Below are 17,827 nucleotides of genomic sequence, written 5' to 3'. Positions count from 1 at the left end.
ATGAACGATCGACGGGCCTCTTGGCTAGCGGAAAGCGCTGCCGTGTTACAAAATATGTCAAACATCATTCACGTTTTGTCATGCCGGGCCGTCCGCGGCGTCGGGGCCGCGCCCCAGGTGCCGGATGAGCGCATCAAGGACCGGCAGCTGGCCTTTGACCAGCCGGGTCCGGGCGTCCTGCTCCGTGGCCCACCGCGCGTCGTCGATCTCCGGGAAGCTGCGGATGACGCCCGAGCCCTTCGGCCATTCCAGCGCAAAGGTGTTGCTCACAATCTCGTCCGGCTGGAAATCCGCCTCGGCCGCGAAGACCGTGATCAGCTTTCCGGAAGGCTGCCGGAAGGTGCCGAGCTCCACGTAGTCCGCGGTGGGCGCGGGGATGCCCATTTCCTCGGCGAACTCGCGCTGCGCGGCCGTGAACGGGTCCTCGTCCTCGCCGTACTCGCCTTTGGGGACGGACCAGGCGTGCGCGTCCTTGCGGGCCCAGAACGGTCCGCCCATATGGGCAATCCAGACCTCCAGCCCCGCTGCAGTGCCCGGTCCTGCCGCAGTTCCCGGTGTTGCTGCACTGCCCAGCCGGTACAGCAGTATCCCGGCGCTCCGAACGGTCATGGCCCCGAGCCTAGTCCGCCGACCCCCACAGCGCCTTCCTCAGCAGGGTTTTGAGCGCCGCGACTTCGGCTTCGCTGAGGCCGGCCAGGGCGGCAGCCTCCGCCGCGCGCGCCGCGGCTTCGGCCTGGCGGAAGACGGCCGCGCCTTCCGCTGTTGCCGAGACGATCTTGGCGCGCCGGTCCTGCTTCCCGGGGGCGCGCAGCACCAGCCCGCGCTTCTCCAGTTCGTCAATGAGGGCCACGATCTGGCTGGGATCCAGGCTGAGGAACTCCGCCATCTCGCGCTGGGTCGGTTCCAGCCCGCTGTTGGCCAGCGCCAGCACCGAGTACGAGCGCTCCTTCAGGTCGAATCCGGCCAGGGCGCGGTTGTTCAGGACCGAGCCGGCGGCGTGCAGTTTGGCCAGGAGGAAGCCGGCATCCCGGCTGATCGTCGCCGCCATGAGCTTCCCGGCCGGCTCCGTGCCCGGCTGTGCGTCTAGTTCGGTCGCCATGCCCACTCCAATAGTCCAAAAAATAAATCATTGACATTCTCAACTATCCATATTTTCATGGATGCAGAACAGCATCCCACGCCGCGGGGCAGGATGCACAAAGTAGACAACAGCAAGGCAGCTAGCAAAGGAGCGGCAATGAGCCTGACAGGAAAAGTAGCGGTCGTCACCGGAAGCGGCCGGGGCCTGGGCCTGGCCTACGCCCGGGAACTGGCCCGCCAGGGTGCCGCGGTCGTCATCAACGACGTCGACGCCGGGGTGGCCGCGGAGGCGGTCCGCACCATCCAGTCCGACGGCGGCCGGGCCGCCGCCGTCGTCGCCCCCGTGGGCAGTTCCGAGGTGGCCAAACAGCTTGTGCAGGCGGCCGTCACGGAGTTCGGCCGGCTGGACATCCTGGTCACCAACGCGGGCATCCTGCGGGACAAGAGCCTGCTGAAGATGACGGACGAGGATTTCGACGCCGTGATCAACGTCCACCTCCGCGGCACCTTCACCTGCGCCCGGGAGGCCTTCGCCTACTTCAAGGAGCACGGCGTTCCCGGCCGCATCATCACCATCGGTTCACCGACCGGCCAGCGCGGCAACTTCGGCCAGACCAACTACGCCGCCGCCAAGGCCGGAATCGTGGGCATGGTCCGCACCTGGGCGCTGGAGATGAAGAAGGCCGGCGTCACCGCCAACGCCGTCATCCCGGTCGCCGCCACCGCCATGACCAAGACCGTGCCGTACTTCCAGAAGGCTGTCGAAGCGGACGAGCGCGGCGAGGCCATGCCGGCCTTCTTCCGCCACGATCTCGGGTTCGGCACGGCCGACGACGTCGCCGGCCTCGTGGCGTTCCTCGCCTCCGACGCCGCTGCCGGCGTCACCGGCCAGGCGATCGGCGCCGGCGGTGACCGGCTGCAGGTGTGGACCCATCCGGAGGCCGCCGCTACCGAGTACCGCGAGGGCGGCTGGGGCTATGCGGACCTCGTGGAGAACTTCGGGGCGCTCTTCGGCGACAAGCTGCAGGGCGTGGGTGAGGACTTCCTGCCGCTGCCCGCGGACCTGACGCCCGAACCGGCCGAGGTCCGCTGACATGGCCGCGCAGCGCTATGAATCGGGCATCAATGCCGCCACGCTGGACGCGATCGACATGCACGTCCACCTCGAAGTGGACAGCTGCGGGCACGGATCCCTCCCGGAAGCCCTCACCGAAGCGTCGGCGAAGTACTTCAAGGCCGAGGACCGGACGCCCACCCTGGACCGCATCGCCGAGGTGTACCGGGAACTGAACATGGCCGCCGTCGTCTTCACTGTCGACGCCCGCACCCAGCTCAGGCACGAGCCCAACAGCATCCCCGAGCTCATCGCCGGGGCGGCAAGGAACAACGACGTCCTGATCCCGTTCGGCAGCGTGGACCCCCGCACCGGGGAGGACGCAATCGCAGGAGCCAAACACCAGGCCCTGGAACTGGGTGCCCGCGGCTTCAAATTCCACCCCAGCCTGCAGGGCTTCGACCCCTCCGCCGAGCAGTTCTACCCGCTCTGGGAAACGCTGCAGGAACTGGGACTTCCCGCCATCTTCCACACAGGCCAGAACGGCATGGGCGCCGGGCTCCCCGGCGGGTACGGCATCAAGCTGGCCTACTCCAACCCGCTCCTGCTCGACGCCGTGGCTGCCGACTTCCCCGGCCTGCAGATCATCATGGCCCACCCCTCGGTGCCGTGGCAGGACGAGGCCAACTCGATCGCCACCCACAAGTCCAACGTCTTCATCGACCTCTCCGGCTGGTCCCCGAAGTACTTCCCGGAGTCGCTCGTGAAGGCCTCCAACTCCTACCTCCAGGACAAGGTGTTGTTCGGCACCGACTTCCCGCTGATCACCCCGCAGAAATGGCTGGGCGCGTTCGCTGACCTGCCGCTCAAGGACGAAGGCCGGCCCAAGATCCTCAAGGACAACGCCGTACGCCTGCTCGGACTGGAGGGCTGAGGTGAATCCCGATACCGCCGTCGCTGTCGACCGCGCCGAGACCGCTGCCGGTACTGCCGTCGATACTGCGCAGGAACGCCTTTACGGCGCCTGTGACTTTTACGACGCCGAATCCCTGCTCACCCCCGCGGAACGCCGGGTCCTGGGCCGGCTGCGCACCTTCCTGGACGAACAGGCCCGGCCGCTGCTCGCCGACTACTGGGAGCGCGGCGAATTCCCGGACCAGCTGGCCCGGCCGCTGATCGACCTGGACCTCATGGAGCCGGCCGACCTGACCGGAGCCCCGGGGGCAGGTCCGGCCGCCAGGGGCATCTACCAAGGCTTCCGGATTTTCGAGCTCGCCCGGACCGATGCGTCCTTGGCCACCTGGTACACGGCCCAGGCAGGGCTGTTCCGGACCGCTATCCGGGTCGGCGCCTCTCCGGACCAGCAGGCCGAGTGGATGCCAAGGGTCATTGACTTTTCGCTCAGGGGCGTCTTCTCGCTGACCGAACCCGAATCCGGCTCGGACATTGCCGGCGGACTCGCCACGAGCGCCCGCCGGGAAGGCGACTCGTGGGTCATCAACGGCGCCAAGCGCTGGATCGGCGGAGCCGCCACGGCCGACGTCCTGGCCGTGTTCGCCCGCGATGAGGCCGACGGGCAGGTCAAAGCGTTCCTCGTGGACCGCCAGGCCGCCGGCGTGACGCTGCAGAAGATCCATGGCAAGACCGCCCTGCGGATGATGCAGAACGCACACATCACCCTCGAGGAGGTGCGCGTTCCGGAGTCGATGCGGCTGCACAACGTCAACTCCTTCCGGGACGTCGCCGCGATGCTGCGGGCCATGCGCTCCGATGTCGCCTGGATCGCCACCGGCATGGCCGCCGGTGCGTTCGAGGCCGCCTGCCGCTACGTTGCGCAGCGGGAGCAGTTCGGCCGCCCCCTGGGGTCCTTCCAGCTCGTGCAGGAGAAACTCGCCCGGATGCTCGGCAACGTGACCTCGGCCCTGTCCCTCGTCGTCCGGCTGACCGAGCAGCAGGCCAAGGGCATCTACCGGGACCAGGACTCCGCCCTGGCGAAGATGCAGACTTCCCTCCTCATGCGAGAGACCGTGGCGCTGGCCCGCGAAGTGGCGGGCGGCAACGGCATCACCCTTGAATCAGACGTCGCGCGGTTCCATGCCGACGCCGAGGCCGTCTACTCCTACGAGGGCACCCACGAAATCAATGCCCTCATCGTCGGCCGCGCCCTCACCGGCCACAGCGCCTTCACCCGCTAACGGCGCAGGCGCGCGCCCCGGCGCGTCCCGCCGTCGTACCTCATCCATCACCCACCACAGGAGCCACAAATGCCCAACCTTGTTGTCGACTTCGACAAACTGCTCACCCTCGCCGGCACCGACCTCGGCGTCACCGACTACCGGGAAATCACCCAGGAACAGATCAACAAATTCGCCGACGCCACCGGCGATGACCAGTGGATCCACGTGGACCCGGAACGGGCCAAGGACGGCCCGTTCGGCGCCCCGATCGCCCACGGCTTCCTCACCCTCTCGCTCATCATCCCGTTCTGGGGCGAGCTGTTCGACGTCGACGGCGTCACCACCAAGGTCAACTACGGCCTCGACAAGGTCCGCTTCACCTCCCCGGTCACAGTGGGTTCGCGGATCCGGATGCGGGCCACCATCGCCGAGGTGACCGAGGTCAAGGGCGGCGCCCAGATCAAGGTCTCCAACACGATCGAAATCGAGGGCCAGGAGCGTCCCGCCGTCGTGGCCGAGTTCCTCGCCCGCTTCTACAAGTAGCCCGCTTCTACAAGTAAGTCCTTTTTACAAACAGGCCGCTTCGGCCACCCCCATCCCTCTGCATAAAAGGAACAACGATGTCCCAAATTTCGCAGTTGCAGGCCATGGACGCGGGCACGCGTCGCCGTGAAGCACGGACCGTGATTGCCTCCAGCTATCTGGGCAGCACCATCGAGTATTACGACTTCCTGCTCTACGCCACGGCCGCCGCTGTGGTCTTTCCCAAGGTGTTCTTCTCCGGCATGGACGAGTGGGTGGGGGTTGTGGCCGCCTACGGGACGTTTGCCGCCGGCTACGTGGCGCGGCCCTTGGGCGGCATCATCTTCGGCCACTTCGGTGACAGGCTGGGCCGCAAGAACATGCTGATCATCTCGATGCTGGTCATGGGCATCGCGTCCACCCTGATCGGCCTGGTCCCCGGCGCCGCGGTGGCCGGGGCGTGGGGCGCCGTGATGCTCGTGATCCTGCGCGTCTGCCAGGGCATTGCCGTCGGCGGGGAATGGGGCGGCGCCGCCCTCATGGCGCTGGAACACTCGGAATCAGGCAAACGCGGCTTCGCGGCCTCGTTCGTCAACGCCGGTGCGCCCACAGGCGCGGTGCTGGGCACCCTGGTGATGGGGGCTTTCGCCGCTCTGCCCAATGACCAGTTCCTGGCCTGGGGCTGGCGCGTGCCGTTCCTGCTGTCCTTCGTCCTGCTGGGCGTGGGCATGTTCGTCCGGCTCAAGGTTGCCGAAAGCCCCATCTTCAAGGCGGCGCTGGAACAGGAGCAAGCCGAACAGGAAAAGACCGAACAGACCACGCACGGCGCCGCCCGCCGTCGTGAGTTTCCCCTCCTGCAGGTCCTGCGCCGGCCCAAGACATTGATTTTCACCATGCTGGCCGGCGCGGCAGGCTTTGCGCTGCAGGTGGTGCTGGCGACGTTCTCCGTGACTTACGCCGTGTCCAAGGGCGCCGACCGGCAGGGCGTCCTCTACGCCTTCGCGGCAGCCTCGTTCGTGTCCATCGCGTTCGTGGTCATGGGCGGTCGGCTCTCGGACAAGCTCGGCCGGAGGCCCGTGATGATCGGCGGCCTGGTGCTCTTCATCGTGTACCTCACCCCGATGTTCCAGCTCCTGTCCTCGAACAACATCGGCCTGATCTTCGTGGCCTTCGCGGTAGGCCTGATGATCCACTCCACCCTGTTCGGCCCGCTCGCCGCGTTCGTGTCCGAACAGTTCGGCACGACGTCCCGGTACACCGGCGCCTCCCTGGGCTACCAGCTCGCCACCCTTCTCGGGGCGGGCTTCACCCCGGGCATCGTCGCGCAGATCTTCAAGGATTCCGGACAGGACACCGCCGCCGTGGTCTGGTACCTGGCCGGCATGTCAGTGGTGTCGATCGTATTCATCCTGCTGACGCGCGAGCCCAAGAACAACGATCTTCGCACGGTCGGGTCCTAACCGGTCCCGCAGGCGCTACCGTCTAACTAGAAAGGATTTGCCGTGGAGAATTTTGGCATCGGCTCGTGGCTGCAACGGCGCCGCCCGAAGTCGGGGACCAAGACCGCCGTTATCACAGGGGACAGGGAACTGAGCTACGCCGAACTCGCGGACCGGTCCACCCGGCTCGCGAACGCCCTCCGCGACCGGGGCGTGGCCAAGGGTGATCGCGTGGCCTATCTCGGGGAGAACGATCCCTCCTTTCTGGAGACCCTTTTCGCCGCCGGGCTCGCCGGGGCGATCTTCGTCCCGCTCAACACCCGGCTCGCGCCGCCCGAAATCCAGTTCCAGCTTCGGGACAGCGGCGCCGTCGTGCTGATCCACGCGGCGGCGCTCGCGGAGCTCGCAGAGCGCGGTGCGGAGGGCACGGCGGCGGTGCGGATCGTCGTCGTCGACGCCGGCGGCGCTGCCGGCGCCGGGGATTCCGGCGGCGCCGGGTCCGCGGAAACGTTTGAGGCCGTGATTGCCTCCGGTGCGGTCCAGCCGCCGGATGAGCCCGTGGGCCTGGACGATCCCGCCATGATCCTTTACACCTCCGGTACCACGGGCAATCCCAAGGGGGCGCTGCTGACGCACGGCAACATCACGTGGAACTGCGTCAACGTGCTGGTCGACTTCGACTTCGCCGCCACCGACGTGGCCCTCATGATCTCGCCAATGTTCCACGTGGCCTCCCTGGACATGGGCGTCCTGCCCACGCTCCTTAAAGGCGGCACCGTGGTCCTGGAGGCCAAGTTCGATCCCCGCCGGACATTGGAGCTGATCGAACGGCACCGGGCCACGACCATCAGCGGAGTGCCCACCACCTACCAAATGCTGTGCGAGCACGCCGCCTGGGACGCCACGGACCTCAGTTCGCTGAACAAACTGACCTGCGGCGGTTCCGCGGTGCCCATGCGGGTCCTGGAAGCCTACGAACGGCGCGGGCTGCGCTTCTCCAACGGCTACGGAATGACCGAGACCGCCCCGGGCGCCACCACCCTGCCGGCGGCCCGGTCCCGGGACAAGGCCGGATCCTCGGGGCTGCCCCATTTCTTCACCGATGTCCGGGTGGCCGATCCTGTTGAGCCGGATGCCGGGCCGGCCGCAGCCGGAACGGTGGGGGAGATCCAGATCAAAGGACCCAACGTCATCCACCAGTACTGGAACCGGCCCGAGGCCTCGGCGGAGTCCTACACGCCGGACGGCTGGTTCAAGTCCGGTGACATGGGCTACAAGGACCCTGAGGGTTTCGTGTTCATCTCCGACCGGCTTAAGGACATGATCATTTCCGGCGGGGAAAACATCTACCCGGCCGAGGTGGAGCAGGCCATCGCCGAGCTCGAGGCCGTCGGCAGTGTTGCGGTGATCGGTGTGCCGGACGAGAAATGGGGCGAGGTGCCGCGGGCCGTAGTGTTGCTGCGGGAAGGGGCCCGGCTCACGGAGGAGCAGCTGCGCTCCCACCTGGAGGGCCGGCTCGCACGGTACAAGATCCCTAAATCTGTGGTCTTTGTTGCGGAGATGCCCCGGACCGCGAGCGGGAAGATCCGCAAGGCCGACCTGCGGAAGCTGGAACCCGGCCACGTCTAGGGTTCACGCAGGAGGACCCCAGGGGGCGGAGTAATTGCTTCCGGATGCTGTGTAGGGACGCTCAACAACGGATCAATGGTTGGTCAGACACGCCCCGATTACACGTAGCGAAGCCCGATGGCTTCCGGAATGGGGGGTGTCGGGGGCCGTTGGCCAGTCCGGATTGTCTGTGTCCGCCGGAGGCCATGGATGCGCGGCGGTGAAGTGTTCCCAGTCGGGGAACTGGTCCCATTCGGGGAAGGGGTCCGGGGGCAGGGCGGCGTCAGGGTCCGGGCCGGGGTCCGGGAATGGATCTGCGCACAGGAGATTTTCGGGCCAGCGGGGTGGTTCCCAGTCGGGGTGTTCGCTGGCGTAGTGGCGTCCGGCCGGTGAGGTCCAGCCCGGCGGGTGCTCCGCGCTGGCGGCGGCGGGTGTCCAGGTGGAGTTGTGTTTGAGCCGGTGGTGTTTCGGGCAGGGCTGGGCCAGATTCGCCACCCCGGTGGTCCCGCCGTCGGCCCAGGCCAGCAGGTGATCGGCCTCGTTATCCAGCGACGGGTTATTACAGCCCGGGAACGAACATCTGCCGTCGCGCAGCCGCAGCCACTGCCGCATCGCCTTCGTGACCCGGTAACTGGTACGCCCGATTTCCAGCGGCGCCCCGTCGCGGGGGTCGACCAGGACCCGGTGGAACGAATTGGCGCCGTCGGCGACCAGCCGGCGGGCCATCGAGGGCGGGACCGGCCCGTACCCGTCCAGCATGGCCGGTTCCTCCGTGGCGCCCAGCAGCGCCATCACCGGGACCGTGACCAGGACCTGCGCCCGCGGCGACGGAACACCCCCGCCAGTGCCGCCGGTCCCGTCGCCGGCGACTCCCGCGTTTCCGGTGCCGGCGCCGCCTACGCCGGCGGCCCGGGTCATTCCATCGCCGCCAGTGTTGCCGGCGGGGACGGCGGCATCGCTTCCCGCGCCCGTCCCGCCGCCCGTGCCGGGGTTGGTGGTGAGGAGCCAGGTGGCGGTGACGTCGGCGCGGAGCTGGGCCAGGGTCCGGGACTCGCCCGGGCCCTGCAGCGCCCGGGCCGCGGCCGTGGTCCGTTCCCAGATCCCGGCCGCAACATCGGCCGGGAGCCGGGCCGAGAGCCAGGCCATGCCGTCCCGGTCCGGGACGAACTCCACCCGCCGCTCCGCCACCCCCGTGGCGTGGCGGGCCTCGATGCTCTCCGGGTGGTGGCGTTCGCGCCAGGTGCGCGCCTTGGCCCGGAACCGGCCCGGGACCAGGTCCCCGGCCGGGCAGCCCCGCGCCGGATCCGGAGCGGCAGGGTCCAGGAAATGCGCCTCCAGCCCGGCCGCCCCCGCCAGGTCCAGATTCGCCGCCTCATCAACCATGATCCGGGCATGCTGCCAGGACACCGACCCGGCCTGCAACGCCGCCAACGTCAACGGCAACGACCCCGTCAGCGCGAGGGCGTCCGACAGCAACGCTCCGGCGGTCCGTTCGCTCACGGTCAGGACGCCCGCGACCTCCGCGACCACGGCCATCTCCCGCGCCGTCGCCTCCCGCGCCGATGCCGCCGGGCCGGCCAGGTACCCGGCGGCCTGCACGTAATCGGCGGCCAGGCGCACCTTCAACGCCGCCACCCCTGCCTCCACCCGCGCCACCAACGCCAACCCGTCCAGGCAGCCATCCGCGAAATCCCGCAACGGATCCACCCCGGGCTCAGCAGCACCGGCCGAATCGACATCCGCACCGGACGAAGCGGCCCCGCCGGCAAGGGCAGCCAGCGCGGCAACAGACGCGGCGACAGCCGCCAACGCCTCCCCGCACTCCGCACTCCAGGCTGCCCGACTAAAAGCCGCTCTGCTTTCCATACCCCCAGTCTCGCAAGGGGGTCTGACAATAATGATGGAACTGAAGCCCTACTTCCCCCGACACTGACTCTCACCCTGACGACGTCGCTTAGGTAGCCCTGGCCTCTGAGGTTTCGGTAAGCGGCTGAGTCTGCGGTAGCGGTAAGCGGCTGAGTCTGCGCGTTAGCGACGCCTAGTGGATCGAAGCCAGCAGGACGCCGACGCCGACGAAGAGCACGCCGAACGTCCGGTTCAGGATCCGTTGTCCGCGGGCATGATGGGTGAAGCGCTGGAAGGACCTGGCCGCCGCCGCGAAGAAGAACCACATGACCAGGATGTCGATCACGATCACGGTGGCGGACAGGACTGCGTACTGCGGCAGCAGCGGCTGTTCGGGCCGGATGAATTGCGGCATGAAGGCCAGGAAGAACACCACGGCCTTGGGGTTGAGCAGGTTGACCCAGAGGCCGCGGCGGAACATGGAAAAGGCCGGTTCGTTGCGCAGGGCGGCGGCCTTCTCCTGGTCGAGGTCCGGTTTGTGCAGGAACTGCCGGACACCCAGATAGACGAGGTACGCCGCGCCGGCGTAGCGGATCACGTTGAACGCGACCGGCGAGCTCGCCACGAGCACGCCGACGCCGAGGGCCACGATCAGAATGTGCACCACGAGGGCGGCCTGCTGGCCGAGGATGCCCCAGATGGAACGCCGGAACCCGGAGTTCAGCGAGTTGCTCATGGTGTTGATGGCGCCCGCACCGGGAGTGAAGCTGATCAGGACGCCGGCGCCGGCCAAGGCCAGCCAAAGGGAGGGTTGCACCCGTCAAGTTTACGGTTCCGGCCGGACCCTGCGGGACCAGGCGTCCGGGGCCAGCCCGGCGTCCCTCGGGGGTCAGTCCGGGCGGACGCCGTAACTGAGGATCATGTTGCCCTTGCTGGTCTCCTGGGACTCCTGCAGCACCAGCCGGGTCAGCGGGTCGCCGTCGTTGAAGAGGCGCCGGCCGCTGCCGGCGACCACCGGATGGACGATCAGCATCAGGGTGTCCAGCAGGCCGGCGAACAGGAGCTGGCGGACCAGGGAAATGCTGCTGAAGACGCCGATTTCGCCGCCGTCGCTGTTCTTCAGGGCTGCCACGAAGTCCTCCAGCGGCCCCTCGATCAGGCGGGAATTCCGCCAGTCCAGCTCCCCGGTCAGGGTCCGGGAGGCGACAAACTTCGGCAGCGCGTTGATGAAGGCCCCGAAGTCGGCGTCGCTCTCGGCGTTCGGCCAGTAGTCAGCCCACTGCTGGTACCCGACGCGGCCCAGGAGCCCGGTATCGATCCGGCCCATCATCTCGCCCATCCCGGCGCCCAGTTCGGCGTCGAAACTGTCGAACTGCCACAGGAACGGGTCTTCCACCACCCCGTCCACGGAGCAGAAAAGGCCGGCCGTCACTTTGCGCATGGGTTCTCCTTACGGGGGTGTCTTTCAGTGCACCCTATCGGCAGATTCGGAGCCAGGGAATGGCAGGTGAGGAAACTGTCCTTTCACCCGCATCGGGTGACGACTGCCCCGCCTGGCAGGGCTAGCTTGAAGAACATCTGATTGACCGCCTCTCTCGCTTGTGGGACCTCACCAAGGCTCGCGCCGTCCGGCGGACGGCCGGCGGAAGGAGAAGGGATGCTCAACTGTCGGGGTTGCCGGGGATGAGCGGGCCTGCCGCGTCGTCGCCAAGTATCGACCCGGTCGCCGTGATCCGTTCCAGGCCGTACATCGCCGCGCTCGTGCTGGCGGCCGTCCTGGGCGTTCCCATCTCGGCCATTGCTTACGGTTTCCTCGCTTTCGTCGCCACGGTCCAGCGCTTCCTCTTCGACGGGCTGCCGAACCAAGTCCTCGGTGGGCCCGCCCCGGCCTGGTGGCCCGTTCCATGGTTGGTGCTGTGCGGTCTGCTGACGGCGCTGACCATCCGGTATCTGCCGGGCAACGGGGGCCACTCACCTGCCTTCGGATTCAAGACCGGCGGCGGTCCGCCCAGCGGCCGGGAGCTCGTGGGCATCGCTCTCGCGGCGCTGACAACACTCAGCCTGGGGGCGGTGCTCGGGCCCGAAGCGCCGCTGATCGCCATCGGTGGCGGCCTCGGGGCGCTGGCAGTGCATTTGGTGAAGAAGGATGCCCCGCCGATGGCACTGACCATCATGGCATCGGCTGGCAGCTTCGCCGCGATCAGCACCTTGCTCGGGTCTCCCGTACTCGGTGCTTTCCTGATCATGGAAGCCGCCGGAATCGGGGGAATGACGCTGAGCCTCGTGGCCCTGCCCGGACTCCTCGCTTCCGGCGTCGGGGCGCTGGTGTTCGTCGGCCTGGACGGCTGGACCGGGCTGGGCAGCTTCTCGCTGGCGCTGCCGGTAGTGCCGCCTGCGGTGCCGCCGACCGTGGCGACGCTGGCGTGGGCCGTGGTCATGGGCGTGGCGGGCGCACTGTTGGGGTGGTTGATCCGCTGGGTCGCGTTGTCGCTTCGTCCGGTGGTTCACCTGAACCGGGTATTGGTGACCTCTGCGCTCGGCTTGCTGATCGGCCTCACCGCGATGGCGTACCAGCTGATCTCCGGTAACAGCTTCACACAGGTGCTGTTCTCGGGCCAGGATGCCCTTCCGGAACTGGTCGAACACGCCGCACACTACTCGCTCACGGTGCTGATCCTGCTGATCGGCTGCAAGACCTTGGTCTACGGGCTGTCGCTCAGCGCATTTCGCGGCGGGCCGGTGTTCCCGTCGATGTTCATCGGCGCGGCGCTGGGGATTGCCGCGAGCGGGCTGCCCGGAATGAATCTCGCCGCCGGGATCGGCATGGGCATGGGGGCCATGTGCGCGGCCATGCTGCGGCTGCCGTTGACGTCGACGCTGCTGGCCACACTGCTGCTGGGAACGGACGGGGTGGCCGTCACACCCCAGGTGGTGGTGGCGGTGGCGGTCGCCTTCGTGATCACCAATATTCTCCCGCCCCCGGGCCCGGCGGCGTCCGAGGCACCACGCGAAGCCGGCAACGCCCAACCCGGGGCGGTCGCGGGGGCCGACCGGGCAACCGGGCTCGAGCGGTCCGGCGCGCCGGCCACACGGGACCGGTGGATTGCCTGGCTGTTCATTGTTGGCTCGAGCCTGTTTGCCCTGGGGGCTGTGCCGGCATACTCCGAGGCCGTGGGACTGCGCTTGTGTGCCGCCACGTTCTTCGTCGGATCGCTGTTCTTCACGTCCGCGGCGTTCCTGCAGTACCGCGAAGCCGTTGACGCGCTCCCGGCCAGGAATGCCACGCGGCGCCGCTCATTTTGGGTCTGGGCGCCGCGGAATCTCGTCTGGCTCGCTGGCGCCGTCCAGCTTGCCGGCACCCTGTGGTTCAACTGGAGCACGGCAAACGCACTGCGGGTCAACCTCAGTGCGGCGTCGACCGACCAGTTGGTGTGGCGGCCTGACGCCCTGGGCTCCATCGCCTTCCTCGTTGCCAGTTGGGCGGCGTTGCGGGATGCAAGCCGCGGCGCCGTCGCCGGCCGGCCGAGGCCCGGGCCGTGGAAGATCGGCGTGATCAACATGGCCGGGTCCGTCGCGTTCGGCATCTCGGCGGCCGCGGCCTTTGTCATACCGTCGAGCGGCGATGTCTGGAACGCCGAACTGTCCAATCTCGGCACACTCGTCGGAGCCCTGTGCTTCCTGACCGGCGCGATTCTGATGCTGAGCCAACAATCCACCGACGCCCCGGTTCCTGCGGCCCGCGGGAACCCATCCATAACCCCTTTCAACAGTCTCTGAAGGAGAAGCGATGTCAGCAGATCCCCAGCCCAAGGATGCCGATGTGGCACTGTTCGGCAACCGGTTCATCACCCAGGAAGTTCCGAGCCGGGAGTTCCCGGAGACCGGCATTCCTGCCCAGGACGCCTTGCGGTTGGTGTCGGAGGACCTGGCACTGGAGGGCGACCCGGCCCGGAATCTGGCCACGTTCGTGACGACCTGGATGGAGCCGCAGGCCCAGCAGATCATCGCGGCGAACCTGCACCGCAATTTCATCGACCACGCCGAATATCCCCGCACGGCCGAGATCGAGCAGCGCTGCATCCGGATGCTCGCCGACCTCTTCCACGCACCCGGCGAGACGACGGGGGCCCGGACCCAGGGATCGTCAGAGGCGATCATGCTTGGCGGCCTGTCCCTGAAGTGGAACTGGCGCAAGCGCCGCGAGGCCGCCGGAGGGTCGACGTCGAACCCGAACCTGGTGTTCGGCGGCGACGTGCACGTGGTGTGGGAGAAATTCTGCCGCTACTTCGACGTCGAGCCGCGGATCGTGCCGCTGCAGCCGGGCAAGTACACGATCGGCCCGGAGGACGTGCAGGCCCATATCGATGAAAACACCATTGGTGTCGCCGCCGTGCTGGGCACGACGTTCACCGGGCACAAGGACGACATCGTCGGCATCAACGACCTCCTGGTACAGATCAAGCAGGAGCGGGGCCTCGACGTGCCGTTGCACGTGGACGGGGCCAGCGGCGGGTTCGTCTGGCCCTTCCTCTACCCGGATTCCCCGTGGGACTTCCGGCTCGAGCAGGTCCATTCGATCAATGTCTCCGGACACAAGTTCGGATTGGTCTACCCCGGCATCGGCTGGCTCATCTTCCGGGAGACTGCCGACCTGGCCAGGGACCTCGTCTTCGAGGAGAACTACCTCGGTAAGACCGACTCGACCTTCACCCTGAACTTCTCCACCGGCTCGTCCATGGTCCTCGCCCAGTACTACAACTTCGTGCGCTATGGCCGCGCCGGTTACACCTACATCATGCAGAACATGCAGACCAACGCCCGCGTCCTCGCCGAGAAGCTCGACGCCATGGGCCGGTTCGAAATCATCGGCCGCGACGAGGAGCAGCTCCCGCTGGTAGCGTTCCACCTCGCCACCGACCCGGGGTACGACGAGTTCGACATCGCCTGGCAGCTCTCGGCCGAGCGCGGCTGGATGGTGCCGGCCTATACCTTGCCGCCCAACGCGCAGAACGTGACGATCATGCGGGCCCTGGTCAAGGAGACGTTGAGCCGCGAGCATGTCGACACGCTCGCCCGGGACATCGAAGAGGCGTGCTCCACCCTGGCGAAGAAGGGCGGCGCGCACGAATCCGAACGAAACAAGATCATCATCGGACCCGGCCACTGAGCGGCCAGGCCCGTTCACGCCCGGGCGATCACCTCGCCGTTGGGAATCAGGAACCAGCCGTCGTCCGTGGAGCCCCAGCGGTGCCAGCCTGCGGAAATCCGGGCGAGGTCGGCCTCGCTGGCAAAACCGTATTCGAGCGCCTGGTCCGCGAACGATGAATGCAGCACCCGCTCGCCCCACACCCGCGCCTGCCACCGCCGCTGCTGCCCGGTGGCGTAGAGCCAGTTGCTGCTCGTCGGCGCGACGTCGGTGAATCCGGCGGCCTGCGCCCATGACACGAGCCGGCGTCCGGCGTCGGGCTCGGCGCCGTTGCGGCGGGCGATCCGCTGGTACAGCTCCATCCAGTCGTCGAGTTCGGGCACGGCCGGGTACCAGCTCATGCCGTGGAAATCGGCGTCGCGCACCGCCACGATGCCGCCGGCCTTGGCTACCCGGCGCATCTCGCGCAGGGCCGCAACGGGGTCCGTGAGGTGCTGGAGGACCTGATGGGCGTGGACGACGTCGAACGACTCGTCCGGGAAATCGAGGTCATAGACGTTGCCGGTGGCGAAGGTGACGTTGTCCACGCCGCGCTCGGCGGCCAGTGCCGCCGCCTGGGCTATGACATCGGGGGAGCGATCCAGGCCCGTGACGGTGCCGGGCGTCACCAGCTCCGCGAAATCACACGTGATGCTGCCCGGCCCGCAGCCGACGTCCAGCACTGACGCCCCCGGCCGGAGATGCGGGATCACGAACGCCGCCGAATTCTCCGCCGTGCGGGAGGCATGGGCGCGGACCACCGACTCGTGGTGGCCGTGCGTGTACACATCGTCAGGCTGCTGCGCACTCATACTGGAACGCTACCCTCCCGCGGCCCCGACCGGCAGTTTTTCGTGCCTGGCCGTCAGTTTTGCCGCTTCCGGCGCCCACGGTTCTGCGGATGAATAGAGGAGTGAAAACCAACGGCAGTATCGGCAGCGGTAACAGCGACAGCAACAAGGGACTGGGCCTCTTTCGGGCAACCGGCATCTATGTCGGGGCGATCCTCGGCTCGGGCGTCCTGGTGCTCCCCGCCATCGCGGCCCGGGAGGCCGGCCCGGCGTCGCTCCTGGCCTGGGCCCTCCTGCTCGTGTTCTGCATCCCGGTGGCCTTCAGCTTTGCCGAGATGAGCCGCCAGCAGCCCGACGCCGGCGGAATCGCCCACTTCGTCAAGCGCGCCTTCGGGCGCCGCGCCTCCGTCGTGGCCGGCTACCTTTTTTACTTTTCGATCCCCTTCGGCGCCCCGGCCACGGCGGTGATCGGCGGCAATTACATCGCCCACGCCGTCGGCGGCGGGCGGGAAACGGCGGTCCTCGCGGCGGCGGTGATTCTGCTGGCAGCCTTCGCCAGCAACGCCGTCGGCATCCGGATGTCCAGCCGCATCCAGCTGGCACTCATGGTGCTGCTGGTAGGGCTGCTGGCGCTCGCCGTCGCGCTCGCAGTGCCGCACGCGAAGGCGGAAAACTTCCAGCCGTTTGCCCCGCACGGCTACTGGGCAGTCGGCGGGGCCGCGAGCCTGCTGTTCTTTTGCTTTGCCGGCTGGGAGGCGGTGTTGCACCTGGCCGGGGAGTTCAGGAACCCCGGGCGCGACCTCCGGCGGGCCACGTGGCTCACCCTGATGGTGGTGGGCACGGTCTATATCGGCGTCGTCGCCGTGTCCGTGGCCGTACTCGGCCCGCAGCTTCCCGGCACCGCGGTCCCGGTCGCGGAACTGCTCGAGAGGGGGCTGGGTTCACTGGCGGCCCCGCTGACCGCTGTCGCCGCCGCCGTACTGACGTTCGGGCCGATCAACACGTTCGTGGCCGGAGCCAGCCGGCTCGGGGCGGCGCTGGCGTCCGACGGCGTGCTGCCGCCGCCGCTTGCCCGGGGAGCCGGCAGGGGTCAGGTGCCGGCCGGAAGCCTGGCGGTGCTGGCCGTACTGACCCTGCTGTCCTTCGCCGCGGCCATCACCGGCCTCACCGATATGCAGTTCCAGATCGGCGCCGCCTCGGCGTGCTTCACAGCCGTCACCGCGTTCGGCCTGGCGGCGGGGATCCGGCTGCTGCGGCCGCACTCGGCCGCCTGGCACGGAGTGATCGTGGCGGCGGCGGTCATGGTGGCGGTCCTGCTCTTCAGCGGGTGGGCCCTCGCGGCCCCGCTGCTCCTGGCGGCCGCCGCCGTCGCCGTCGGCCGCCGCTTTGGCCGGGGCGGAGAACAGACGGAACCGGCACCTGAAGCGGCACACGCCGTACCGGCGGTCCAGCCGCCGGCTGCCGTCCATCCGTGAGGGACGGCGGCCGGACTTAGCCGGGGCTCCGGTCCGGTCCCTGATACGGTTCGCTGTCCGGGACGGGACCGCGGGCCGCCTCGACGCCGGCCCGGACGGTGGCGTCGATCATCGAGTTCATGAACCGGGTGACAATCTCCAGTTCCTCCGGCGTGAAATCCTGCATCGCAGTGCCCATGTGGCGGGCCAGCGGCAGGAACATGGCTCCGCCCTCCCGGTAGGCCTTGGGGGTCATGCGCAGCTGCACCTGCCGGCGGTCCGCGCCCTCGCGCTCACGGATCACGTGGCCGGAACTGTGGAGCCGGTCGATCAGCGCGGTGGTGGCCGGCGAACTGAGGTTCAGTTCCTTCCTCAGCACCCCCGGGGTGACGATCTGGTCCCGTGAGGTATGCCGCATGATGACGGCGAGGGCGTTGAGGTCCGTGCGGTGCATGTCGTTGCGGCCGCCCGCGGAGTCCACGTAGCGGTTCGCTTCCATGGTGAATTCCTGCAGGAGCCGGACAAGGGGCGGCGGACCGCCGGCGTCCGGGGGCCCCGGGGCTTCGGCTGACACGGCGGACCTCCTTTCTTCCTTCAAATGGCTGTGCCCCCATTCTCCTACGGCGTTGCGCGCCGAGCGTTTATCTCTATCATGGAGATAGTCTACTATGG

The 17,827-nt window shown here is 68.2% G+C and carries 16 protein-coding genes; 9 read left to right on the top strand and 7 right to left on the bottom strand.

Annotated elements, in window-relative coordinates:
- Positions 1-78 precede the first annotated feature (78 nt).
- Together CFN17_RS04030 and CFN17_RS04025 are read right to left on the bottom strand one after the other, a co-directional pair.
- Entirely contained in the window at positions 79-609 is a 531-nt protein-coding gene (locus CFN17_RS04030) for an NUDIX domain-containing protein (protein WP_208750081.1), read from the bottom strand.
- A gap of 10 nt (positions 610-619) precedes the next feature.
- On the bottom strand, positions 620-1,099 hold the full coding sequence (locus CFN17_RS04025) for a MarR family winged helix-turn-helix transcriptional regulator (protein WP_208750080.1): 480 nt from the start codon (positions 1,097-1,099) through the stop codon (positions 620-622).
- 138 nt (positions 1,100-1,237) lie between these two features.
- Here CFN17_RS04025 and CFN17_RS04020 point away from each other — a divergent pair, with 138 nt between their 5' ends.
- The 6 genes from CFN17_RS04020 (at position 1,238) to CFN17_RS03995 (ending at position 7,901) form a co-directional block, all read left to right on the top strand.
- Positions 1,238-2,173 (top strand): SDR family NAD(P)-dependent oxidoreductase, encoded by a 936-nt coding sequence (locus tag CFN17_RS04020; RefSeq protein WP_208750079.1) that lies wholly within the window; start codon positions 1,238-1,240, stop codon positions 2,171-2,173.
- Between the two features lies 1 nt (position 2,174).
- Positions 2,175-3,068, top strand: coding sequence for an amidohydrolase family protein (locus CFN17_RS04015; protein WP_208750078.1), 894 nt, complete (start codon positions 2,175-2,177; stop codon positions 3,066-3,068).
- Positions 3,069-3,183: 115 nt separating this feature from the next.
- The gene (locus CFN17_RS04010; protein ID WP_208751329.1) at positions 3,184-4,329 is read left to right on the top strand and encodes an acyl-CoA dehydrogenase family protein; all 1,146 of its coding nucleotides are present in this window, start codon (positions 3,184-3,186) and stop codon (positions 4,327-4,329) included.
- A gap of 69 nt (positions 4,330-4,398) precedes the next feature.
- Entirely contained in the window at positions 4,399-4,854 is a 456-nt protein-coding gene (locus CFN17_RS04005; protein ID WP_208750077.1) for a MaoC family dehydratase, read from the top strand.
- 77 nt (positions 4,855-4,931) lie between these two features.
- A complete protein-coding gene (locus tag CFN17_RS04000) occupies positions 4,932-6,293 on the top strand; it encodes an MFS transporter (protein WP_208750076.1) in 1,362 nt (453 codons plus the stop codon).
- A 42-nt stretch (positions 6,294-6,335) separates the two neighbouring features.
- Entirely contained in the window at positions 6,336-7,901 is a 1,566-nt protein-coding gene (locus tag CFN17_RS03995) for a long-chain fatty acid--CoA ligase (protein ID WP_208750075.1), read from the top strand.
- Positions 7,902-7,973: 72 nt separating this feature from the next.
- On the opposite strand, the gene CFN17_RS03990 is transcribed toward CFN17_RS03995, so the two are convergent.
- From CFN17_RS03990 to CFN17_RS03980, 3 genes are all read right to left on the bottom strand, one after another.
- Positions 7,974-9,746 (bottom strand): HNH endonuclease signature motif containing protein, encoded by a 1,773-nt coding sequence (locus CFN17_RS03990; RefSeq protein WP_208750074.1) that lies wholly within the window; start codon positions 9,744-9,746, stop codon positions 7,974-7,976.
- A gap of 172 nt (positions 9,747-9,918) precedes the next feature.
- Positions 9,919-10,542, bottom strand: a complete 624-nt coding sequence (locus CFN17_RS03985) for a LysE family transporter (RefSeq protein WP_208750073.1) — start codon at positions 10,540-10,542, stop codon at positions 9,919-9,921.
- A 72-nt stretch (positions 10,543-10,614) separates the two neighbouring features.
- A complete protein-coding gene (locus tag CFN17_RS03980) occupies positions 10,615-11,166 on the bottom strand; it encodes a dihydrofolate reductase family protein (RefSeq protein WP_208750072.1) in 552 nt (183 codons plus the stop codon).
- Positions 11,167-11,408: 242 nt separating this feature from the next.
- Between CFN17_RS03980 and CFN17_RS19795 the strand changes: the two genes are divergently transcribed.
- Both CFN17_RS19795 and CFN17_RS03970 read left to right on the top strand, forming a co-directional pair.
- A complete protein-coding gene (locus CFN17_RS19795; protein WP_222612658.1) occupies positions 11,409-13,502 on the top strand; it encodes a chloride channel protein in 2,094 nt (697 codons plus the stop codon).
- Between the two features lie 10 nt (positions 13,503-13,512).
- Entirely contained in the window at positions 13,513-14,892 is a 1,380-nt protein-coding gene (locus CFN17_RS03970; protein WP_208750071.1) for a glutamate decarboxylase, read from the top strand.
- 14 nt (positions 14,893-14,906) lie between these two features.
- Here the strand turns inward: CFN17_RS03970 and CFN17_RS03965 are convergent, their stop codons facing one another.
- Entirely contained in the window at positions 14,907-15,722 is an 816-nt protein-coding gene (locus CFN17_RS03965; protein ID WP_208750070.1) for a methyltransferase domain-containing protein, read from the bottom strand.
- Between the two features lie 101 nt (positions 15,723-15,823).
- Between CFN17_RS03965 and CFN17_RS03960 the strand changes: the two genes are divergently transcribed.
- Complete coding sequence (locus CFN17_RS03960; protein WP_261792351.1) at positions 15,824-17,176, top strand: APC family permease; 1,353 nt, start codon at positions 15,824-15,826, stop codon at positions 17,174-17,176.
- A 16-nt stretch (positions 17,177-17,192) separates the two neighbouring features.
- On the opposite strand, the gene CFN17_RS03955 is transcribed toward CFN17_RS03960, so the two are convergent.
- Positions 17,193-17,729 carry a MarR family winged helix-turn-helix transcriptional regulator gene (locus CFN17_RS03955; RefSeq protein ID WP_208750069.1) on the bottom strand — a complete coding sequence of 179 codons (537 nt, stop codon included), beginning with the start codon at positions 17,727-17,729 and terminating at the stop codon, positions 17,193-17,195.
- Positions 17,730-17,827: the final 98 nt, after the last annotated feature.

Origin of the sequence: Arthrobacter sp. PM3, from assembly GCF_003352915.1 — a bacterium.
GTDB lineage: Bacteria > Actinomycetota > Actinomycetes > Actinomycetales > Micrococcaceae > Arthrobacter.
This window is presented reverse-complemented; position numbering and strand designations above follow the sequence as displayed.

What these genes read in the sequence shown, in the direction of transcription:
- CFN17_RS04000 (WP_208750076.1), top strand. Translation starts at nt 4,932, where the DNA reads ATGTCCCAAATTTCGCAGTTGCAGGCCATGGACGCGGGCACGCGTCGC.
- CFN17_RS04025 (WP_208750080.1), bottom strand. Translation starts at nt 1,099, where the DNA reads ATGGCGACCGAACTAGACGCACAGCCGGGCACGGAGCCGGCCGGGAAG.
- CFN17_RS04005 (WP_208750077.1), top strand. Translation starts at nt 4,399, where the DNA reads ATGCCCAACCTTGTTGTCGACTTCGACAAACTGCTCACCCTCGCCGGC.
- CFN17_RS04030 (WP_208750081.1), bottom strand. Translation starts at nt 609, where the DNA reads ATGACCGTTCGGAGCGCCGGGATACTGCTGTACCGGCTGGGCAGTGCA.
- CFN17_RS03980 (WP_208750072.1), bottom strand. Translation starts at nt 11,166, where the DNA reads ATGCGCAAAGTGACGGCCGGCCTTTTCTGCTCCGTGGACGGGGTGGTG.
- CFN17_RS19795 (WP_222612658.1), top strand. Translation starts at nt 11,409, where the DNA reads ATGAGCGGGCCTGCCGCGTCGTCGCCAAGTATCGACCCGGTCGCCGTG.
- CFN17_RS04020 (WP_208750079.1), top strand. Translation starts at nt 1,238, where the DNA reads ATGAGCCTGACAGGAAAAGTAGCGGTCGTCACCGGAAGCGGCCGGGGC.
- CFN17_RS03990 (WP_208750074.1), bottom strand. Translation starts at nt 9,746, where the DNA reads ATGGAAAGCAGAGCGGCTTTTAGTCGGGCAGCCTGGAGTGCGGAGTGC.
- CFN17_RS03970 (WP_208750071.1), top strand. Translation starts at nt 13,513, where the DNA reads ATGTCAGCAGATCCCCAGCCCAAGGATGCCGATGTGGCACTGTTCGGC.
- CFN17_RS03965 (WP_208750070.1), bottom strand. Translation starts at nt 15,722, where the DNA reads ATGAGTGCGCAGCAGCCTGACGATGTGTACACGCACGGCCACCACGAG.
- CFN17_RS04015 (WP_208750078.1), top strand. Translation starts at nt 2,175, where the DNA reads ATGGCCGCGCAGCGCTATGAATCGGGCATCAATGCCGCCACGCTGGAC.